The organism is Caulobacter flavus, from assembly GCF_003722335.1.
Classification (GTDB): Bacteria; Pseudomonadota; Alphaproteobacteria; order Caulobacterales; family Caulobacteraceae; genus Caulobacter; species Caulobacter flavus.
In genome coordinates, this window is the sequence record NZ_CP026100.1 from 1,356,332 (window position 1) to 1,375,183 (window position 18,852).

The following is an 18,852-nucleotide window of genomic DNA, read 5'->3' on the forward strand; positions in this document are numbered from 1 at the left end:
TTCGATGAGCATGGCTAGCCAATACGCGAGCGCCCGCGCCGTCACAAGCGGAGGGTTGCGGCCGCAGAGGCGCGCGCCGCCGCCGCCCATCAGGCGAAGAGCGTGACCAGCACCGTGGCGGGCGTGAGGGCGGTAGCGGCCTCGTCCTGGGCCAGGGCGGCGTAGTCGCCCGGCGCCAGTTCGCGGTCGCCGGCCTTGACCCGCCCCTGCAGCAGCTGGAGCCGCGCGCCCGGCAGAGCCACCTGGGTCCGCGCCGCCAGCCGCCACATCTCGACGCTGACCTGCGCCGACTTGCTGAGCACCCGGCGCTCCAGGCCCGCCGTCTCGGAAACGGGGTGGCGCTGGGCCAGGTCGCGGCCGTTGGCCTTGAGCCGGTCGACCAGGGTCTTGACCGCCTGGGCGTCGTCGCGGCGGCAGACCAGCACGGCGTCCGGTTCGGCCACGATCATCAGGTCGGAGACGCCGATGGCGCCGACGAACGGCCCGGTGGAGCGCGCCAGCACGCCGCGGGTGTCGACCAGGGTGACGTCGCCCTGGGCGGCGTTGCCGTGGCCGTCCTGCGGCGAAGCCCCCCAGATGGCGTCCCAGGCGCCCAGGTCCGACCAGCTGAACGCCGCCGGCACCACCGCCGCCAGGTGAGTGCGCTCCATGATCGCGTAGTCCAGCGACTTCCTGGGCGCCTGGGCGAAGCTGGCCGGATCGAGCTTAAGGCAGAGGCCGTCGGGATCGGCGCGCTCGGCCTTGGCCACGGCGTCGCGGGCGGCCCGCGCGATGAGGGGCTCGAAGTTCTCCAGCTCGGCCAGCATGGTCGAGGCCTTGAAGGCGAAGTTGCCGCTGTTCCACAGATAGCCCTGGCTGACATAGGTCTTGGCCAGGTCCAGGTCGGGCTTCTCGACGAAGGCGGCGACCTTGAACACGCCTTCGGCGTCGAGCGCCGCGCCGGGGCGGATGTAGCCGAAGCCGGTGGCCGGGCCCGTCGGGCGCACGCCGAAGGTGACGATCAGGCCCTTGCTCGCCGCATGAGCGGCCAGCCGCGCGGCGTCCTTGAACAGCTCGACCTCGCCCACGTGATGGTCGGCGGCCAGCATCAGGGCGACGGCGTCGGGGTCGAGAGCCTCGACATAGGCCGCGGCGGCGGCCACGGCGGGCGCGGAATCCCTGGCTTCGGGTTCGAGCAGGACGACGACGGGCGTCTCGATCTCGCGGGCCTGCTCGCGCACGAAGTCGATCATCGCCGCGCCGGTGACGATGATGATCTCCTGGCCGGCGGCCAGGTCGCGCACCCGCAGCAGGGTCTCCTGGAAGCTGGAGTGGGGGCCCAACAGCTTGAGGAACTGCTTGGGGCGATCCAGGCGCGAGGCCGGCCACAGGCGGGTGCCCGAACCGCCGCACAGGATCACGGGATAGAGCTTCGTCACGAGGGTCCCTCACCGCGTCCGCGTTCGGCCGCGCTTTGCGAGCACTTTATAGTGGCGACTTGGCCGTGGTGCGACAGGGGCGCCTCAAGGAGGCTTCAGCCTGGCGCATTGGTCGCCAGCTCGGCCAGCCAGGCGTCGGCCGAGGCGTCCGACGGCATCCGCCAGTCTCCCCGGGGCGACAGCGCGCCGCCGGACGAGATCTTCGGCCCGTTCGGCACGGCCGAGCGCTTGAACTGGTTGGCGAAGAACCGCTTGAGGAACAGCTCCAGCCACTTTTTGATCTCGGCCAGGTCGTAGGCGCGGCGGCCGCCCTCCGGCAGGCCGACGGGCCAGCCGCCGGCGTCCGCGTCATGCCAGGCGCTCCAGGCCAGGAAGGCGATCTTCGACGGCGCCATGCCGTAGCGGCTCAGGTAATAGAGGTTGAAGTCCTGCAGGGCGTAGGGGCCCACGAAGCTTTCGGTGGCCTGGGTCTGCTCGCCGGGCACCAGCTCGGGCGAGATCTCGGTGGCCAGGATGTCTTCCAGCAGGGCGGTGGTGGCCGCGTCGACGTCGCCCGAATGGGCCACGAAGCGGATCAGGTGCTGGATCAGCGTCTTGGCCGCCCCGCAATTGGGGTTGTAGTGGCTCATGTGGTCGCCGACCCCGTAGGTGCACCAGCCCAGCGCCAGCTCAGACAGGTCGCCGGTGCCGACGACCAGGGCTGCGTTGTGGTTGGCCAGGCGGAACAGGTAGTCGGTGCGCAGGCCCGCCTGCACGTTCTCGAAGGTGACGTCGTAGACCGGCTCGCCGCGCCCGAACGGGTGGCCCAGGTCCTTGAGCATCTGGGTCGCGGCCGGGCGGATGTCGAGTTCGGCGGCGGTGGCGCCGAGCGCCCTCATCAGCGCCCAGGCGTTGTCCTTGGTCCGGTCGGAGGTGGCGAAGCCGGGCAGGGTGTAGGCCAGGATGTTGGCGCGCGGCAGGGAAAGCTGGTCGAGGGCCTTGGCCGCCACCAGCAGGGCCTGGGTGGAGTCCAGGCCGCCCGAGACGCCGATCACCAGCTTCTTCAGGCCCGAGGCCTCGAGGCGCCGGGCTAGGCCCTGGACCTGGATGTTGTAGGCCTCGTAGCAGTTCTCGCGCAGCCTGGCGGGATCCGACGGCGTGAACGGAAAGCGCTCGACCGCGCGGGCCAGGGCCAGGTCGCCGGCCGGCGGAGTGAAGTCGAACGCCGCGATGCGGAACGGAACGGCCGCCGGGGCCAGGGCCATCGCGTCGCCGAAGCTGCCCATCCGCATGCGCTCCTGGCGGATGCGCGCGACGTCGACGTCGGCGAAGGTCCAGGTCGGGCCGGTCGAGAAGCGCTCGGTCTCGGCCAGCAGGGCGCCCATCTCGTGGATGTCGAGGTGGCCGTCCCAGGCCACGTCGGTCGAGCTCTCGCCCGCGCCGGCCGCCGAATAGACATAGGCCGCGATCGCCCGCGACGACTGGCTGGCGCACAGCAGGCGTCGGGTTTCCGACTTACCGATGGTGATGTTGCTGGCCGACAGGTTCAGCAGGATCTCGGCCCCGGCCAGGGCCTGGGCGGTGCTGGGCGGATTGGGCGTCCAGACGTCCTCGCAGATCTCGATCCCGACCGTGAAGGGCGCCGGGCCCTCCGCCCGCAGCAGCACGTCGGTTCCGAACGGGACCGCCTGGCCGGCCAGGCGCAGGGTCCTGCCCGTCACCCCGGCGCCCGGCGTGAACCAGCGGCGCTCGTAGAACTCGCGGTAGTTGGGCAGGAAGCTCTTGGGAACCACGCCCAGCACCTTGCCGGCCTGGATGGCGACGGCGGTGTTGTAGAGCCGCCCGCCGTCGCGCAGCGGCGCGCCGACCACGAACAGCGGGGAAAGCTTCTGGCTTTCCTCGGCGAGGGTGGCGATCGCCGCCTCGACGGCGTCCAGCAGCACGTCCTGCTGCAGCAGGTCGTCGATCGAGTAGCCGGTCAAGCCCAGTTCCGGGAACGCCATCACCGCCACGCCCTGGTCGTGGCCCTGGCGGACCAGGTCGAGCACGCTTCGCGCGTTGCGGGCCGGATCGACCAGCTTCACCTTCGGCACCGCGGCGGCGACCCGGACGAAACCGTGGCGATAGGGCGAGAAGAACGACGGACTACCCACGTGGTCGACCTTTCGAGGTTATGCTGAAAATGAGCATAAGTCTGCCTCCAGCTATATCCGGTCCGCGCGCCGTTGCATAGCGGCCGCATACGGCGAGGTTTCGGCCAGCTTGCTTGACCCTGGCGGTCTCGCGTGTCACGTGCGGGCCGCGCGGTCGCCCCGCCGTCCACAGACATATAAAGCCGAAGAGCCAGAGCCCATGCCCGTCTCGCCGATCAAGATGGCCGACGCCATCCGCGTCCTCTCGATGGAGGCCGTGCACAAGGCCAAGTCGGGTCACCAGGGCATGCCGATGGGCATGGCCGACGTGGCCACGGTGCTGTTCGGCAAGTTCCTGAAGTTCGACGCCTCCAAGCCGGACTGGGCCGATCGCGACCGCTTCGTGCTGTCGGCCGGCCACGGCTCGATGCTGCTCTACAGCCTGCTTCACCTGACCGGCTACAAGGCCGTGACGATGAAGGAGATCGAGAACTTCCGTCAGTGGGGCTCGCTGACCCCTGGCCACCCCGAAGTGCACCACACCCCGGGCGTGGAGACCACCACCGGTCCGCTCGGCCAGGGCCTGGCCACCTCGGTCGGCATGGCGATGGCCGAGGCTCACCTGGCCGCCCGCTTCGGCAAGGACCTCGTCGATCACCGCACCTGGGTGATCGCCGGCGACGGCTGCCTGATGGAAGGCGTCAGCCACGAGGCCATCAGCCTGGCCGGCCGCCTGAAGCTGTCGAAGCTGACCGTCCTGTTCGACGACAACAACACCACCATCGACGGCGTGGCCACCATCGCCGAGACCGGCGACCAGGTCGCCCGCTTCAAGGCCGCCGGCTGGGCCGTGAAGGTCGTCGACGGCCACGACCACGGCAAGATCGCCGCGGCCCTGCGCTGGGCGACCAAGCAGGACCGCCCGACCATGATCGCGTGCAAGACGCTGATCTCGAAGGGCGCCGGTCCGAAGGAAGGCGACCCCCACAGCCACGGCTACACCCTGTTCGACAGCGAGATCGTCGCCGCCCGCGCCGCCATGGGCTGGGACGCCGCGCCGTTCACCGTGCCGGACGACATCGCCAAGGCCTGGAAGAGCGTGGGCCGCCGCGGCGCCCGCGTCCGCAAGACCTGGGAAGCCGCCGTCGCCGCCTCGGACAAGGGCGCGGAGTTCACCCGCGCGGTGGTCAAGGGCCAGCTGCCGGCGAACGCCTTCGAGAAGCTCGAGGCGCACATCGCCGCGGCCGTCGAGGGAAAGCCGGTCAACGCCACCCGCGTCCACTCGGGCTCGGCCCTGGACCAGCTGATCCCGGCCATCCCGGAAATGATCGGCGGCTCGGCCGACCTGACCGGCTCGAACAACACCCTGGTCAAGGGCATGGGCGCCTATGACGCCCCCGACTACGCCGGCCGCTACGTCCACTACGGCGTGCGCGAGTTCGGCATGGCCGCGGCCATGAACGGCATGGCGCTGCACGGCGGCGTGATCCCGTACTCGGGCACCTTCCTGGCCTTCGCCGACTATAGCCGCGCGGCGATCCGCCTGGGCGCCCTGATGCAGGCCAAGGTCATCCACGTGATGACCCACGACTCCATCGGCCTGGGCGAGGACGGCCCGACCCACCAGCCGGTCGAGCAGGTGGCCAGCCTGCGCGCCATCCCCAACCTTCTGGTCTTCCGCCCGGCCGACGCCGTGGAAGCCGCCGAGGCCTGGCAGGTGGCCCTGCAGCAGAACACCACCCCGTCGGTGATGTGCCTGTCGCGCCAGAAGACCCCGCACGTGCGCGTCGCCGCCGGCGAGAACCAGGTCGCCAAGGGCGCCTACGAGCTGCTGGCCGCCGAGGGCGGCAAGGCGGCCGTGACGATCTTCGCCACCGGCACCGAGGTCGGCCTGGCCGTGGCCGCCCGCGAAGTGCTGCAGTCGCAGGGCAAGCCGACCCGCGTGGTCTCGGTTCCGTGCTGGGAGCTGTTCGACCAGCAGCCGGCCGCCTACCGCAAGGCGACCATCGGTTCGGCGCCGGTGCGCGTGGCCGTCGAGGCCGGCATCCGTCAGGGCTGGGAACGCTTCATCGGCGAAGAGGGCAAGTTCGTCGGCATGACGAGCTTCGGCGCCTCCGCGCCGTTCGAGCGCCTGTACAAGGAGTTCGGCATCACCACCGAGGCCGTGGTCGAGGCGGCGGCGGGCTGAGCCTCGCCGTAGCTGCGTCATGGCTTTCGATTTCGATGCGGTGGTGATCGGCGCGGGCGTCGTGGGCTTGGCCTGCGGCGCGGCGCTGGCGCGCGCCGGCAGTGATGTTCTGGTGCTTGAGAGCGCCCCGGCCATCGGGACGGGCACCTCCTCGCGCAACAGCGAGGTGATCCACGCGGGCATGTACTATCCGCATGGCAGCCTCAAGCACCTGCTGTGCGTGGAGGGGCGGCGGAAGCTCTATCCCTATCTGCGCGAGCGGGGCGTCGAGCACCGGCGCTGCGGCAAGCTGATCGTCGCCACCAGCGACGCCGAGGCCGCCAAGATCGAGGCCATCGGCGTCCAGGCCGAGAAGAACGGCGTCGAGGGCGTACGGCCGCTTTCGGGCGCCGAGGCGATGGCCCTGGAGCCGGCGCTGTTCTGCGTCGCGGCGCTGAGCTCCGAGGAAACGGGCATCATCGACAGCCACGGCCTGATGCTGGCTCTGCTCGGCGAGATCGAGGACGCCGGCGGCGCCCTGGCCCTCAACGCGCCGCTGGCCGGCGCCGAGCCGCTGGCCGGCGGCGGCTTCGCCGTCGAGGTCGGCGGGGCCGAGCCGACGCGCCTTACCTGCCGGGTGCTGGTCAATTCGGCGGGCCTGCAGGCGCCGGCGGTGGCCAGCCTGATCGCCGCGCCCGCGCCCGACCTGCGTCCGCGCCTGGCCAAGGGCTCCTACTTCGGCTGCTCGGTCCGCTCGCCCTTCTCGCGGCTGATCTATCCGGCCCCGGTCGACGGCGGCCTGGGCGTCCACGTCACGCTCGACCTGGGCGGCCGCATGCGCTTCGGTCCTGACGTGGAATGGCTGGAGACCATCGATCCGGCGCAGGTGGACTATCGCGTCGACATCGCCCGCGCCGCCGGGTTCTACGACGTGATCCGCCGCTACTGGGCCGGCCTGCCGAACGGCGCGCTGACGCCCGACTATTCGGGCTGCCGCCCCAAGCTCAGCGGTCCCGGCGAGGCCGCGGCCGACTTCCTGATCCATGGTCCGGCCGAGAGCGGGATCGAGGGACTGGTCCAGCTGTTCGGCATCGAGTCGCCCGGCCTGACCAGCTCCATGGCCATCGCCGATCGCGTTCGCGATCTGGTCAGCGACACTCTTTAAGCAAGGTTCGGAGCCCAAGATGAGGCAAGCCGTCATTCTCGTGGGCGGCCGAGGCACCCGCCTCGGCGATCTCGCCAAGAACACGCCCAAGCCGCTGATGCCGATCGACGGCGACACCCGGTTCCTGGACTACCTGATCGACAACCTCGCCCGCCACGGCGTGCAGGAAGTGCTGCTGGTCGCCGGCCATCTGGGCGAGCTGGTCGAGGAGCGCTACCAGGGCGCCCGCTTCCGAGACTGCGTCGTCTCCTGCGTGCGCGAGCCCGAGGCGGCCGGCACGGCCGGCGCGCTGCTCCACGTCGCCGATCGTCTGGATCCGGTGTTCCTGATGTCGAACGGCGACTCGTTCTTCGACTTCAACTACCTGGCGCTGAAGCCGGCGCTGGGCGAGAACGACGTGGCCGCCCTGGCCCTGCGCCGGGTGGACGACGCCCGCCGCTACGGGGCCGTCTTCGCCGAGGAGGGCCGGGTTCGCCGCTTCGAGGAGAAGAACCCCGACGCCAACGGCCCCGCCTGGATCTCGGGCGGCGTCTACATGGTGCGCCGCGAGATCCTCGATCTGATCAAGACCTCGCCCTGCTCGATCGAGTCCGACATCTTCCCGCAGCTGGCGGCGGCCGACCGTCTGGCCTGCGCCAACTTCGACGGCTACTTCCTCGACATCGGCCTGCCCGACACGCTGGAGCAGGGGCGGCGCGAGATGCCGGTCCATACCCGCCGCGCCGCGGTGTTCTTCGACCGCGACAACACCCTCAACGTCGACGAGGGCTACACCCACCGTCCGCAGGACCTGGTGTGGATGCCGGGCGCGGTCGAGGCCGTGCGGGCCGTCAACGACTCCGGCCGCCTGGCCATCGTCGTCACCAACCAGTCGGGCCTGGCGCGGGGACTCTACGACGAGGCGGCCATGCACGCCTTCCACCGCCACATGCAGAACGAACTGGCTGCCGTCGGCGCGCACATCGACGCCTTCTACTTCTCGCCTTACCACGCCGACGCCGTGGTCGAGGACTATCGCCACGCCGACCATCCCGATCGCAAGCCCAACCCGGGCATGCTGAAGCGCGCGTGCGCCGAATGGCGCATAGACCTGGACCGCTCGATCATGATCGGCGACCAGCCCAGCGACGTGACCGCCGCCGAGGCCATGGGCGTCGAAGGGCGGCTCTACGACGGCGGCGACCTCGCCGCCCTGGTCGTTCCGCGGGCCTGACCGCGCCGGAAGGGCCGGGGATCGGCCCTTCCGTCGGCTCCCTGACACGTCAAACCATGGCGTGACCGATCTTAACACTGCTCGCATCGATTGCGCCGGGCTGACGGTTGCTAATCGTGGGCGATTCGGGCAGGAGTGACCCCCGCTGGCAATCAGACCCTAGGGAAGTCATGGACCGTTCCGTCTTCGCGAATATCTCCAAGTGGATGTTCGAAGATGCGCTGCCGTTGTGGAGCAGCGTTGGGATTGATCCTAAAGGCTCCTACATGGAATTTCTTGACCGCGAAGGCGGTCAGCCGGAGATTTCTTATCGCCGCGTGCGCGTGATCTGTCGCCAGATCTATGTGTTTTCTCATGCGTACCAGCTGGGCTACGAGCCGGGACTGGAGCTGGCCAAGCGCGGCTACGACTACCTGATCGCCCACGCCTGGCTCGGCGAAGACGGCGGCTGGGCGCGACGCCTGTCGGCCGACGGTGCCGTCCTGGATGCGACCCCCGATCTCTATGACCAGGCCTTCGTGCTGTTCGCCCTGGGCTGGTACCATCGCGCCTCGGGCGACGCCGAGGCCCATGCCTGGGCCCGCCGGACCCTGGCCTATATCGAAGCCCACATGCGCCATCCGCTGGGCGGCTTCCTGCACGAGAAGCCGGCCGTCGGCCCGCGCCAGCAGAACCCGCACATGCACCTGCTCGAGGCCTGCCTGGCCAACTACGAGGGCGTGCAGGACGCGGACATGCTGCGCGTCGCCCGCGAGATCGTGGGCCTGTTCCGCGACAAGTTCTTCGACATCGAGAGCGGCACCCTGGCCGAGTTCTTCGAAGAGGATCTCTCGCGCACCGCCGGCGACAAGGGGCGCTGGATCGAGCCCGGCCACCAGTTCGAATGGGCCTGGATCCTGGTCAACCATCGCCGCCTGACGGGCGACGACACCGCCGACCTGGCCCGCGCCGCGGTGGCCTTCGGCGAGAAGTACGGCGTCGATCCCGTCTCGCACGCGACCTACAACGGCGTCCGCGACGACGGCGCGCCGCTGGACCGCGCCTCGCGCACCTGGCCCAACACCGAGCGCATGAAGGCCGCCGTGGCCATGTACGAACTCGACGGCGTGGATCCCGTGCCGGTCCTCGCCCAGAGCGGCAACCTGCTGCTGAACCGCTATCTGGCGGTCGAGCCGCGCGGCGCCTGGATCGACGTGTTCGACGAGAACGGCCAGCCGCGTCTGGACAACATCCCGACCTCGACGCTGTATCACGTCTTCCTCGCCTTCGCCGAAGCGCTCCGTATCGCCCCTAAACTCGTCTAGTCGACAGACTGGTTGCCGATGGCCGGATGATGGGTGCAACCATACCGGCCAAGGCGCCCATCAGACCAAGGTCAAGATCATGATCATCGTCCGCACACCCCTGCGCGTGTCGTTCTTCGGCGGCGGCACGGATCACCCGGGCTGGTTCAAGCACCATGGCGAAGGCGCTGTGCTGTCGACCACGATCAACAAGTACGTCTACATCACGCTGCGTCACACGCCGCCGGTGTTCGACTTCAACTACCGCGTCGTGTGGCGCGAGATCGAGCAGACCCGCAGCGTCGACGAGATCGTCCACCCGGTGGTGCGTGAAGTGCTGCGCAACTACACCAGCACCGACGCTCCGGGCTACGAGATCGTCTACAACGCCGACCTGCCCGCCCGTTCGGGCCTGGGCTCGTCCTCGGCCTTCACGGTCGCGGCGCTGCACGCGCTCTGGCACAATTCGGGCGAGGAAGTCTCCAAGATGCGCCTGGCCCGCGAGGCCATCCGCGTCGAGCAGGACCTGCTGAAGGAGCCCGTCGGCAGCCAGGACCAGACGGCCGTGGCCTTCGGCGGCCTCAACCAGATCGACTTCGGCAAGGACGGCGGCCTGACGGTCTCGCCGATCCAGGTGTCGGGCGACCGCATGCGTCACCTCGAAGATCATCTGATGATGTTCTTCACCGGCTTCACCCGCGACGCCGGCTCGATCGAGAAGAACAAGGTCGAGAACTTCGCCAACAAGCGCGAGCAGATGGAGAAGGTCTACAGCATGGTGGCCGAAGGCCGTCGCGTGCTGGAGGACGATCGCGTCTCGCTGCTCGAATTCGGCGACCTGCTGGACCAGGGGTGGCGCGCCAAGCGCAGCCTGGCGACCGGCGTCTCGAACGGTCCGATCGACCAGGCCTACGAACTGGCCCGCCAGGCCGGCGCCATCGGCGGCAAGCTGCTGGGCGCGGGCGGCGGCGGCTTCCTGCTGTTCTTCGTGCCGCCGGATCGCCGCGCCGCGGTCGCCGAGGCCATGTCGCGCTTCGAGTTCCAGCCCGGCCGCTCGACCGTCGAAGTGCCGTTCCGCTTCGAGGATCTGGGCAGCTCGGTGGTCCTCCACCGGCCCGAATTGACCTCGAATTACACCGGCCTGCGACTGCCCCAGCTTCAGCTTGGAGCAGCGTAATATCCTCCGGCGCGGGCGGGTTGCACCTGTAATCGCGTTCATGTAAATCCCCGATCGCAGGCCGTTAAGAGACAGACCGCGCGGGCGCATCCGGGCCAAAAGTCCTGACCTATGAAGCGCTCAATGCAAGATCTCGAAAACTTCACGGCTGACTTCCGAGAATTGGAGACCGTTATGGACGGGGTCGATTTCAAGCGCCCGCCCGCCGTCGCGAGCGCGCCCACCGTGGGCGTGAACGACGGCATTTTCGCCGCGGCCGAACGCGCTCTCGAGTGCGGCCAGAGCCTGTGCTGGGTGCTTGACGCCGACGATCGCGTCGTCGGCGAAGTCACCGTCCAGTCGGTGCGCGAAGCGGTGAAGTCGGGCGCCTACCGGGCCGCCCTGCGCGCCGCCGACCTGATGCGCGAGCCCGTTCAGGTCGTCCGCGACGGCCAGGCCAGCGATCTGCCGGCGGTCGTCGAACTGGACGCCGACGGCCGCATCGCGGCCTTCAAGCTCAACCCGCTGGCGGAGTTCCTGCCGGTGGCCGAGCCCGACCTGTCGGGCGCCGAGTTCCGCAACCTGGCCGACGCCTACCTGTCGACCTGGATCTCCTCGACTGGCGAATACATCCGCTCGTTCGAGTCCCGCTTCGCGGCCTGGAACGGCATGAAGCACGGCGTGGCGGTCTCCAACGGCACCGTTTCCCTGCATCTGGCGCTGGCCGCGCTCGGCGTCGGTCCGGGCGACGAGGTCATCGTGCCCGACCTGACCTTCGCGGCGACGATCAACACCGTCATGCACGTCGGCGCCACGCCGGTGATCGTCGACGTCGATCCCGAGACCTGGTGCATGTCGGCGGAGCTGTTCGCCGCGGCGATCACCCCGCGCACCCGCGCGGTCATCCCGGTGCACGTGTTCGGCCGTCCCGCGCCGATGACCGAGATCGCGGCCGTCGCCCGCGCCCACGGCATCTACGTGATCGAGGACTGCGCCGAGGCCCACGGGGCCCGCTACGACGGCAAGATGGTCGGCGAGTTCTCGGACATCGCCAGCTACTCGTTCTTCGCCAACAAGATCATGACCACCGGCGAAGGCGGCATCTGCCTCACCAACAACCTGGAAATCGCCGAGCGCCTGCGCATGCTGCGCGACCACGGCATGAACCCCGCGCGCCGCTACTGGCACGACGAGGCCGGGTTCAACTTCCGCATGACCAATATGCAGGCGGCCGTCGGCTGCGCCCAGCTGGACCGGATCGACACCTTCCTGTCGGACCGCCAGGGCGTGATGGACCTGTATCGCCCGGCCCTCGAGGGCATCCCGGGCGTCACGCTTCCGACGGCGCTGCCGGACCGCTACCAGCCGGTGACCTGGTTCGCCTGCGCCCTGGTGCCGGCCGACAAGCGCGCCGCCCTGATCGCGGCCTGCAAAGCCGAGTCGATCGACCTGCGGCCGTTCTTCAACGGCCTGTCGGCGATGCCGGCTTACCGCCGTCACGCGCGGCCTTGCCCCGTCAGCTACGAACTTTCGCAGACCGGCGTGAATCTGCCGACCTCGCGCCGTGTTGACGCCGAAGTCGTCGCGAAGATCGCCTCCATCTTCCGCTCGGTTCTGGACGCGTAAACTCGATGGCGAAGGCCGGCAACTACCGTAATCTGGCGCCCGGCGGCGGCGCCTTCGCGGAAGCGAGCGACTGGCTCCGCTTCCGCCACCTGATCTTCCACCTGGTCGCGTCCGACCTGCGCTCGCGCTATCGCCGGACCTATCTGGGCATGGCTTGGGCGGTGCTGTGGCCGATCGGCTTCAGCTTCATCATGTCGACGGTCGCGGTTCGGATCTTCAACCAGCCGATCCAGACCTACCTGATGTACGTGATCACCGGCTTCGTGGTCTGGGACTTCGCCGGCGGCGCGGTCTCCCAGGGGGTCGGCTCGATCCAGGCGGCCGAGGGATATCTACGGCAGACCCGTCTGCCGCACATCCTGTTCCCGATCCGGACGACGGCCTTCCTGTTCGTCAACTACTGCTTCGCCAACATAGCCATCGTGCTGGTGATCCTGGTCTTCGACCGGGAGGCGATCAGCTGGACCTGGGCCCTGTGGCCGGTCTTCAGCGTGCTCATGTTCCTGTTCGCCACGCCGCTCGTGGCGATCAGCGCCGTGGCCAACCTGAAGTACCGCGACTACGGGCAGGCCATCACCCTGGCCATGTTCCTGCTCTGGTACATGACGCCCGTGATCGTTCTGCGCCACGTCTACGACTCGCCTGGCCTGGCCACCTTCACCGCTCTGAACCCGTTCGCGTCGCTCTGCGACATGTTCCGGGACATCATGATCTACTCGCGTCTGCCGTCGCTCTATGACGTGGGCCTGGTTTGCGCCTACACCGTGGGCCTCTGGATCGTCGCCCTGGGCTGGCTGAAGTTCGAGCGCCGCCGTCTCATCCATTATTTCTGAGGCAGCAGTGATGTCCAAATATCGGGAAGCGGGCGGCATGCGCGAAGAACGCCTCGGCATCGAAATCCAGAGCCTGGCTCTGGACTATCCTGTTGGCCCGCTCACGCGCGGCAGCGTCAAGGCGGGCCTGTTCTCGCTGTTCGGCGCCCGCCAGAAGGCGCCGCGGGTCGAGTTCGTCCGGGCGCTGAAGGGCGTGAGCCTCAAGGTGGCCGTCGGCGAACGCCTCGGCATCATCGGCCGCAACGGCTCGGGCAAGTCGACCCTGCTGCGCGCCATGGCCGGCATCTACGAGCCGACCAGCGGCGTCGTGGAGATGCGCGGCCGGGTGCAGGGCATGTTCGACATCGGGCTGGGCTTCGAGCCCGAGGCCACGGGTCGCGAGAACATCCTCTACCGCGGTCTGGTCATGGGCCTCAGCCCGGCCGAAATCCGCGCCCGCGAGGACGAGATCGTCGAGTTCGCCGCCATCGGCGACTTCATCGACCTGCCCGTGCGGACCTACTCGTCGGGTATGTCGGTCCGCCTGGCCTTCGCGATCTCGACCTATCTGCAGGGCGACATCCTGTTGCTCGACGAGATGCTCAGCGCCGGCGACGCCTCCTTCCAGGCCAAGGCGGCCGAACGGATGCGCAGCCTGGTCGAAAGCGCCAAGGTCCTCGTCCTGGTCAGCCACGACATGGCGACCATCCAGAACGTCTGCACGCGCGTGATCTGGCTGTCCAAGGGCCGCATCGTCGCCGAGGGCCAGCCCGCCGACGTGGTCGCGCAGTATCTCGCCGACGCCGGCGAATAATCCATTCTCTTGAGGTAGCTCCATGACCCAACGTGTGCTCATCACCGGCGCGGCCGGCTATATCGGCTCGATCCTGATCCCGCAGCTGCTGCAGAAGGGCTACGCGGTCGACGCCCTGGATCTCTTCCCGCGCGGCGACACCGTTCTGGCCGCCTGCTGCGCCGACCCGAACTTCAACCCCGTGAAGGGCGACGCCCGTGACGAGGCCCTGGTCACGTCGCTGCTGGCCAAGGCCGACATCGTGATCCCGCTGGCCGCCCTCGTCGGCGCGCCGCTCTGCAAGATGGATCCGCTGAACGCCCAGACCACGAACTCCGACGCCGTGCGGATGATCGTGAAGAACCTCTCCTCGTCGCAGAAGATCGTCTACCCGACCACCAACTCGGGCTACGGCATCGGCGAAAAGGGCCAGTTCTGCACCGAAGAGACCCCGCTGCGTCCGATCTCGCTGTACGGCACCTCGAAGGTCGAGGCCGAAATGGCCATCCTCGACAGCGGCAACGGCGTGACCGTTCGCCTGGCCACCGTGTTCGGCATGGCGCCGCGCATGCGCATCGACCTGCTGGTCAACGACTTCACCTGGCGCGCCGTGACCGACCGCGCGGTCGTGATCTTCGAAGGCCACTTCAAGCGGAACTACATCCACATCCGCGACGTGGCGAAGGCGTTCATGCACGCCATCGAGAACTACGGCACGATGAACAACAACGCCTACAACGTGGGCCTGTCGTCGGCGAACCTGTCGAAGCTGGAGCTGTGCGCGCAGATCCAGAAGCACGTCCCGCAGTTCGTGTTCCTGGAAGCCCCGATCGGCGAAGACCCGGACAAGCGCGACTACATCGTCTCGAACGCCAAGCTGGAAGCCACCGGCTGGACCCCGGACTGGGATCTGGACCGCGGCATCGGCGAACTGCTGCGCGGCTACAAAATGCTGCTCAACAGCCGCTACTCGAACGTCTAATTCCAATACCGGTCGCGCCTTCCCGCGCGCACCCTTTCCGGATCCCCAGCTGATGGCGCCTCTACAGACCGTGCACCCGACCAAGCCGAAGAAGGTCGCGATCTGGCTGCAGCTGAACCCGGGACAGGAACTGGTCGGCGAGGGCATCGGCATGCACCTCGCCCGCCTCGTGATGGGGATGCGCGACCGGAATTCGGCCCAGGCGGTGATTTGCGCGCCGTCCTGGTCCAAGCCGAAGATCGACGAGTGGCTGTGGATGTACGGCATCCGCGACGCCGTCAGCGTGCTCTACTTCGGCCCGCAGATCCGCGAAGCCAAGCCGGGCCGCAAGGTCAACGCCAAGGCCAGCCCCAAGGTGAACGACGTCGGACGCCTGTCGGGCATGAGCGCCTGGCTCGTGGCCCGGTCGGCCTCGTCGGTCCATCCGATGATCCTGCTGCCTTTCGTGGCGCTGGGCGGGGCGGGTTTCCTGGGTGTGAAGCTGGCGGCCCGCGTGGCCCGGCTGTTCGTCCGCGCCGGCCTTTCGGTCGTCCGGGTCGGCCAGTCGCGCTTCACCAAGCTGGCCGGCGACAACGCCTACCAGGCGATGGCCTTCCACATCGACAACGATCCGTCGATCGAGTCGTGCATCGTGCCGATCGGCAACTGGTATCTCTGCCGGATGATCAAGAAGAAGCCGATCACGGTGCAGATCCCGGACATCGTCTTCCTCGAGTTTCCCGAGGTGTTCGACAAGGTCGAGGGCGTCGAGTCCGCCACCTCGTCGATCCTGCGCGTCGCCGCGCACGCCACCCGGATCATCTGCCCCTCGCCCTACATCAGCGAGGTTCACCACCAGCGCCTGGGCATTCCCGAGCGCAAGTCGAAGGTGGTCTACCACGCGCCGATGACGGCCGACCAATACCTGCGTCCGCTGGCCAAGCCCGGCGAGACCCTGCGCGAGACCGGCGCGCGGGTCGGGCGCGAGTTCCTGCACGAGACCAATTTCGGTTCGAGCTTCGAGCGCTATGTGCCGCCGCGGATGCGCCCGGCCGAGATCCGCCGTATCCGCTCGCGCCTGCGCCCCAACGGCGTGATCGTCAGCCCCGACACCTCGCTGAACCGCTTCTCGGGTTCGATCCGCTGGCTGACCGCCCTCAGCGACAACTGGGAGCGCCGCGACGGTCTGCTCTACTTCCCGACGCAGAACCGCCCCTACAAGAACATCCTGCGCACGCTGCTCGCGATCGACCAGCTGCGCAGCGAAGGCCGCAACCTGATCCTGATGCTGACGGGCGACCTGAACTATTCGCCCGAGATCGTCGACCTGATCGCCAACCGCGACCTCTACGGCCACGTTCTGTGCCTGCCGCGCATGAGCGCCGTGCTGCACGGTGCGATGTACACCCTGGCCGACCTGACGGTTGCGCCGTCGCTGTTCGAGGGCGGGTTCCCGTTCCTGTTCAGCGAGTCGCTGTCGGTCGACACCCCGATCGTGATGGCCGACATCCCGGTGACGCAGGACGTCCTGCCCGAGTCGCTGTGGGAACAGACGCTGTTCAATCCCAAGGAAGTGTCGTCGATCGCCGAGGCGATCAAGCGCGGCCTGGATCGTGGTCCCGAACTGCTGGCGGCCCAGAAGCCGTTCTTCGACGCCCAGGTGGCGCGTCGCGACTGGGGCGACGTCGCCCAGGAATATCTCGACGCCTGCGACGAGGGCGTCGCCGAACTGGCCCTGCGAGCGGAATCCTCGGCGCGTCAGCGCCGCGTCGGAGCCCAGCTCGAAGCCCAGGCGCGCGACACCGGGTTCCTCCGCGCCGATGAACTCACCTTCGACTGATCGGTAGACCGATGGAACGCAAATCGCCCTACCGGGCAGAACTCAACGGCCAGACCTGCGCGTCGTGCTTCTACTGGCGCGGCGAAGACGGCGGCGACGGCGCCTGCCGTCGCTATCCGCCGCTGGCCACGGCCGCCGGAACCCTGTCGCCTCAGACCTCGCACGGCTTCTGGTGCGGCGAGTGGCGCGCGCAGCAGCTGTCCACGCTGTAGGCGCCCCCGGGGCAGGCGCTACAGGTAGCGCTCCCCGACCTTGCGCTCGCGGACCACGCGGGCGGGCGCGCCGACGGCGACGCTGAGGGCCGCCAGCGGCTTGATCACCGCCGAGGCCGCGCCGATCACCACGTCGTCGCCCACCGTCACGCCGTGGCTGATGCAGGCGTTCAATCCCACGAAGCTGCGGCGGCCGATCCGGGTCGTGCCCGCCGTCACCGCGCCGGGCGCCAGGGTCACGTAGGCGTCCAGCACCGCGTCGTGCTCGACGATGGCGTTGGTGTAGATCGACGCGTGGGCGCCCAGCACCGCGGCGGGGTTGATCACCGCGCCGGCCAGCACCACGCCGCCTTCCTCTATGACCGCCGAGTCCGCCACGCAGGCGCGGGGGTGCACCACCGTCACGAAGCGGAAGTCGGGCCACTGCTTGCGGATGGCCTCGACGGTGCGTTCGCGCAGCGCGTTGTCGCCCAGGGCGACCACGCCGGCCCGCGGCAGGTCCGACGAGGCGAAGACCTCGGCCTCGCTCAGCACCGGCGCGCCGAACATGGGCTCGCGGGCGGCGATGTCGACGAAGGCGGCGACCTCGAAGCCGGCCAGGCGCGCCGTGTCGGCCACGCAGCGGCCATAGCCGCCGGCGCCGAAGATCAGGATGGATTCGGAAGTCACGTGCGTTTCCTGCAAGTCGTCGGCGCCCGGGGCGCTGCGGCCGAGATTGGGTCCCCGCGGGTCGCGCGACTTCGCTTCCCGCCTCCGGCGGGGACGATTCGCCGCCCGTGCGATCTATAGCGATTGCTGCGATCGCTGACCAAGGCTAAGGCTCCCGTGGTTTTTTTAGGCGAGCTCATGACCCTCGACATCACCGCCATCCGCGCCGCCGCCGATCGTCTGGCCGGCCACATCGAGCGCACGCCGTGCCGCTACTCGCGGACGCTGTCGAAGATTACCGGCGCCGAAGTGTGGGTGAAGTTCGAGAACCTGCAGTTCACGGCCGCCTACAAGGAGCGCGGGGCGCTCAACAAGCTCTTGCTGCTGTCGGACGCCGAGAAGCAGCGCGGGGTCATCGCCGCCAGCGCCGGCAACCACGCCCAGGGCCTGGCCTATCACGGCGCCCGCCTCGGCGTGCCGGTGACCATCGTCATGCCCAAGACCACCCCCTTCGTGAAGGTGCAGCACACCCGCGACTTCGGGGCCAACGTGGTCATCGAGGGCGAGACCTACGACGACGCCGCCGCCCACGCCCGCAAGCTGTGCGCCGAGCAGGACCTGACCTTCGTCCACCCGTTCGACGACTACGACATCATGGCCGGTCAGGGCACCATCGCACTGGAGATGCTGGAAGACGTGCCGGACCTGGAGATCATGCCCGTGCCGATCGGCGGCGGCGGCCTGATCAGCGGCGTGGCCACGGCGGCCAAGGCCATCAATCCGGGCATCCGCATCGTCGGCTGCGAGCCGGCCATGTACCCGTCCTTCACCGCCAAGATGCGCGGCGTGCAGGCCCATTGCGGCGGCCAGACCATCGCCGAGGGCGTGGCGGTCAAGCAGGTCGGCGAGCTGACCTACGGCGTCGCCCGTCCGTTGCTCGACGACGTACTGCTGCTGGAAGAGCCGCACCTGGAGCAGGCCGTCTCGCTGTACTGCAACGTCGAGAAGACGATCGCCGAAGGCGCGGGCGCCGCCTCGCTGGCGGCGCTGCTGGCCTATCCCGAGCGGTTCCGCGGCAAGAAGTGCGGCCTGATCCTCTGCGGCGGCAACATCGATACCCGCCTGCTGGCCTCGGTGCTGACCCGCGAACTGGTGCGCGCCCAGCGCCTGGTGTCCCTGCGCATCGTCGGCGACGACCGTCCGGGCCTGCTGTCGACCGTCTCGCACGTGATCGGCGCCATGGGCGCCAACATCATCGAGGTGAACCACAACCGCCTGGCGCTGGACGTGCCTGCCAAGGGCGCGGAGTTCGACATCACCATCGAGACCCGCGACGCACAGCACACCCAGGAAGTCATCGACGCCCTGCGCGAGCACGGCTACCCGCCGCGCACGGTGTAAGGGGCAGGAAACCTCCAAGGCTCGTCATCCCGGAAAGTCCGCAGGG

The 18,852-nt window shown here is 68.8% G+C and carries 15 protein-coding genes; 12 read left to right on the forward strand and 3 right to left on the reverse strand.

All coding sequences use genetic code 11. The features are described 5' to 3' along the window. Positions 1–89: 89 nt before the first annotated feature. Positions 90–1,418: a mannose-1-phosphate guanylyltransferase/mannose-6-phosphate isomerase gene (locus tag C1707_RS06515; RefSeq protein ID WP_101711136.1), complete on the reverse strand. Its 1,329-nt coding sequence runs from the start codon at positions 1,416–1,418 to the stop codon at positions 90–92. Positions 1,419–1,513: 95 nt separating this feature from the next. Then, a complete protein-coding gene (locus C1707_RS06520) occupies positions 1,514–3,550 on the reverse strand; it encodes an NAD(+) synthase (protein WP_101711135.1) in 2,037 nt (678 codons plus the stop codon). 199 nt (positions 3,551–3,749) lie between these two features. On the opposite strand from C1707_RS06520, the gene tkt reads away from it, so the two are divergent. From tkt to C1707_RS06575, 11 genes are all read left to right on the forward strand, one after another. After that, positions 3,750–5,717, forward strand: a complete 1,968-nt coding sequence (gene tkt, locus C1707_RS06525) for a transketolase (RefSeq protein WP_101711134.1) — start codon at positions 3,750–3,752, stop codon at positions 5,715–5,717. 19 nt (positions 5,718–5,736) lie between these two features. Then, positions 5,737–6,861, forward strand: coding sequence for an NAD(P)/FAD-dependent oxidoreductase (locus C1707_RS06530; RefSeq protein ID WP_101711133.1), 1,125 nt, complete (start codon positions 5,737–5,739; stop codon positions 6,859–6,861). Positions 6,862–6,880: 19 nt separating this feature from the next. After that, positions 6,881–8,074, forward strand: a complete 1,194-nt coding sequence (locus C1707_RS06535) for an HAD-IIIA family hydrolase (protein WP_101711132.1) — start codon at positions 6,881–6,883, stop codon at positions 8,072–8,074. 266 nt (positions 8,075–8,340) lie between these two features. Continuing rightward, complete coding sequence (locus C1707_RS06540; protein ID WP_164467294.1) at positions 8,341–9,378, forward strand: AGE family epimerase/isomerase; 1,038 nt, start codon at positions 8,341–8,343, stop codon at positions 9,376–9,378. Between the two features lie 79 nt (positions 9,379–9,457). Further along, the gene (locus C1707_RS06545; RefSeq protein ID WP_101711130.1) at positions 9,458–10,534 is read left to right on the forward strand and encodes a GHMP family kinase ATP-binding protein; all 1,077 of its coding nucleotides are present in this window, start codon (positions 9,458–9,460) and stop codon (positions 10,532–10,534) included. Between the two features lie 123 nt (positions 10,535–10,657). After that, a complete protein-coding gene (locus C1707_RS06550; protein ID WP_164467295.1) occupies positions 10,658–12,139 on the forward strand; it encodes an aminotransferase class I/II-fold pyridoxal phosphate-dependent enzyme in 1,482 nt (493 codons plus the stop codon). A 5-nt stretch (positions 12,140–12,144) separates the two neighbouring features. After that, on the forward strand, positions 12,145–12,972 hold the full coding sequence (locus C1707_RS06555; RefSeq protein ID WP_101711128.1) for an ABC transporter permease: 828 nt from the start codon (positions 12,145–12,147) through the stop codon (positions 12,970–12,972). A gap of 37 nt (positions 12,973–13,009) precedes the next feature. Beyond that, positions 13,010–13,765, forward strand: coding sequence for an ABC transporter ATP-binding protein (locus C1707_RS06560; protein WP_101711127.1), 756 nt, complete (start codon positions 13,010–13,012; stop codon positions 13,763–13,765). Between the two features lie 22 nt (positions 13,766–13,787). Next, positions 13,788–14,726, forward strand: a complete 939-nt coding sequence (locus C1707_RS06565) for an NAD-dependent epimerase/dehydratase family protein (RefSeq protein WP_101711126.1) — start codon at positions 13,788–13,790, stop codon at positions 14,724–14,726. A gap of 52 nt (positions 14,727–14,778) precedes the next feature. Continuing rightward, positions 14,779–16,545 carry a glycosyltransferase gene (locus tag C1707_RS06570; protein WP_101711125.1) on the forward strand — a complete coding sequence of 589 codons (1,767 nt, stop codon included), beginning with the start codon at positions 14,779–14,781 and terminating at the stop codon, positions 16,543–16,545. A gap of 11 nt (positions 16,546–16,556) precedes the next feature. Next, positions 16,557–16,757, forward strand: coding sequence for a hypothetical protein (locus C1707_RS06575; RefSeq protein ID WP_101711124.1), 201 nt, complete (start codon positions 16,557–16,559; stop codon positions 16,755–16,757). 18 nt (positions 16,758–16,775) lie between these two features. On the opposite strand, the gene C1707_RS06580 is transcribed toward C1707_RS06575, so the two are convergent. After that, on the reverse strand, positions 16,776–17,426 hold the full coding sequence (locus C1707_RS06580) for a NeuD/PglB/VioB family sugar acetyltransferase (protein WP_164467296.1): 651 nt from the start codon (positions 17,424–17,426) through the stop codon (positions 16,776–16,778). A 177-nt stretch (positions 17,427–17,603) separates the two neighbouring features. Here C1707_RS06580 and C1707_RS06585 point away from each other — a divergent pair, with 177 nt between their 5' ends. After that, the gene (locus C1707_RS06585) at positions 17,604–18,806 is read left to right on the forward strand and encodes a threonine ammonia-lyase (protein ID WP_101711122.1); all 1,203 of its coding nucleotides are present in this window, start codon (positions 17,604–17,606) and stop codon (positions 18,804–18,806) included. Positions 18,807–18,852: the final 46 nt, after the last annotated feature.

Coding starts and splice junctions, on each gene's coding strand:
- C1707_RS06535 (WP_101711132.1), top strand. CDS start 6,881: ATGAGGCAAGCCGTCATTCTCGTGGGCGGCCGAGGCACCCGCCTCGGC.
- tkt (WP_101711134.1), top strand. CDS start 3,750: ATGCCCGTCTCGCCGATCAAGATGGCCGACGCCATCCGCGTCCTCTCG.
- C1707_RS06550 (WP_164467295.1), top strand. CDS start 10,658: ATGCAAGATCTCGAAAACTTCACGGCTGACTTCCGAGAATTGGAGACC.
- C1707_RS06545 (WP_101711130.1), top strand. CDS start 9,458: ATGATCATCGTCCGCACACCCCTGCGCGTGTCGTTCTTCGGCGGCGGC.
- C1707_RS06560 (WP_101711127.1), top strand. CDS start 13,010: ATGCGCGAAGAACGCCTCGGCATCGAAATCCAGAGCCTGGCTCTGGAC.
- C1707_RS06555 (WP_101711128.1), top strand. CDS start 12,145: ATGGCGAAGGCCGGCAACTACCGTAATCTGGCGCCCGGCGGCGGCGCC.
- C1707_RS06530 (WP_101711133.1), top strand. CDS start 5,737: ATGGCTTTCGATTTCGATGCGGTGGTGATCGGCGCGGGCGTCGTGGGC.
- C1707_RS06575 (WP_101711124.1), top strand. CDS start 16,557: ATGGAACGCAAATCGCCCTACCGGGCAGAACTCAACGGCCAGACCTGC.
- C1707_RS06570 (WP_101711125.1), top strand. CDS start 14,779: ATGGCGCCTCTACAGACCGTGCACCCGACCAAGCCGAAGAAGGTCGCG.
- C1707_RS06540 (WP_164467294.1), top strand. CDS start 8,341: ATGGAATTTCTTGACCGCGAAGGCGGTCAGCCGGAGATTTCTTATCGC.
- C1707_RS06565 (WP_101711126.1), top strand. CDS start 13,788: ATGACCCAACGTGTGCTCATCACCGGCGCGGCCGGCTATATCGGCTCG.
- C1707_RS06585 (WP_101711122.1), top strand. CDS start 17,604: ATGACCCTCGACATCACCGCCATCCGCGCCGCCGCCGATCGTCTGGCC.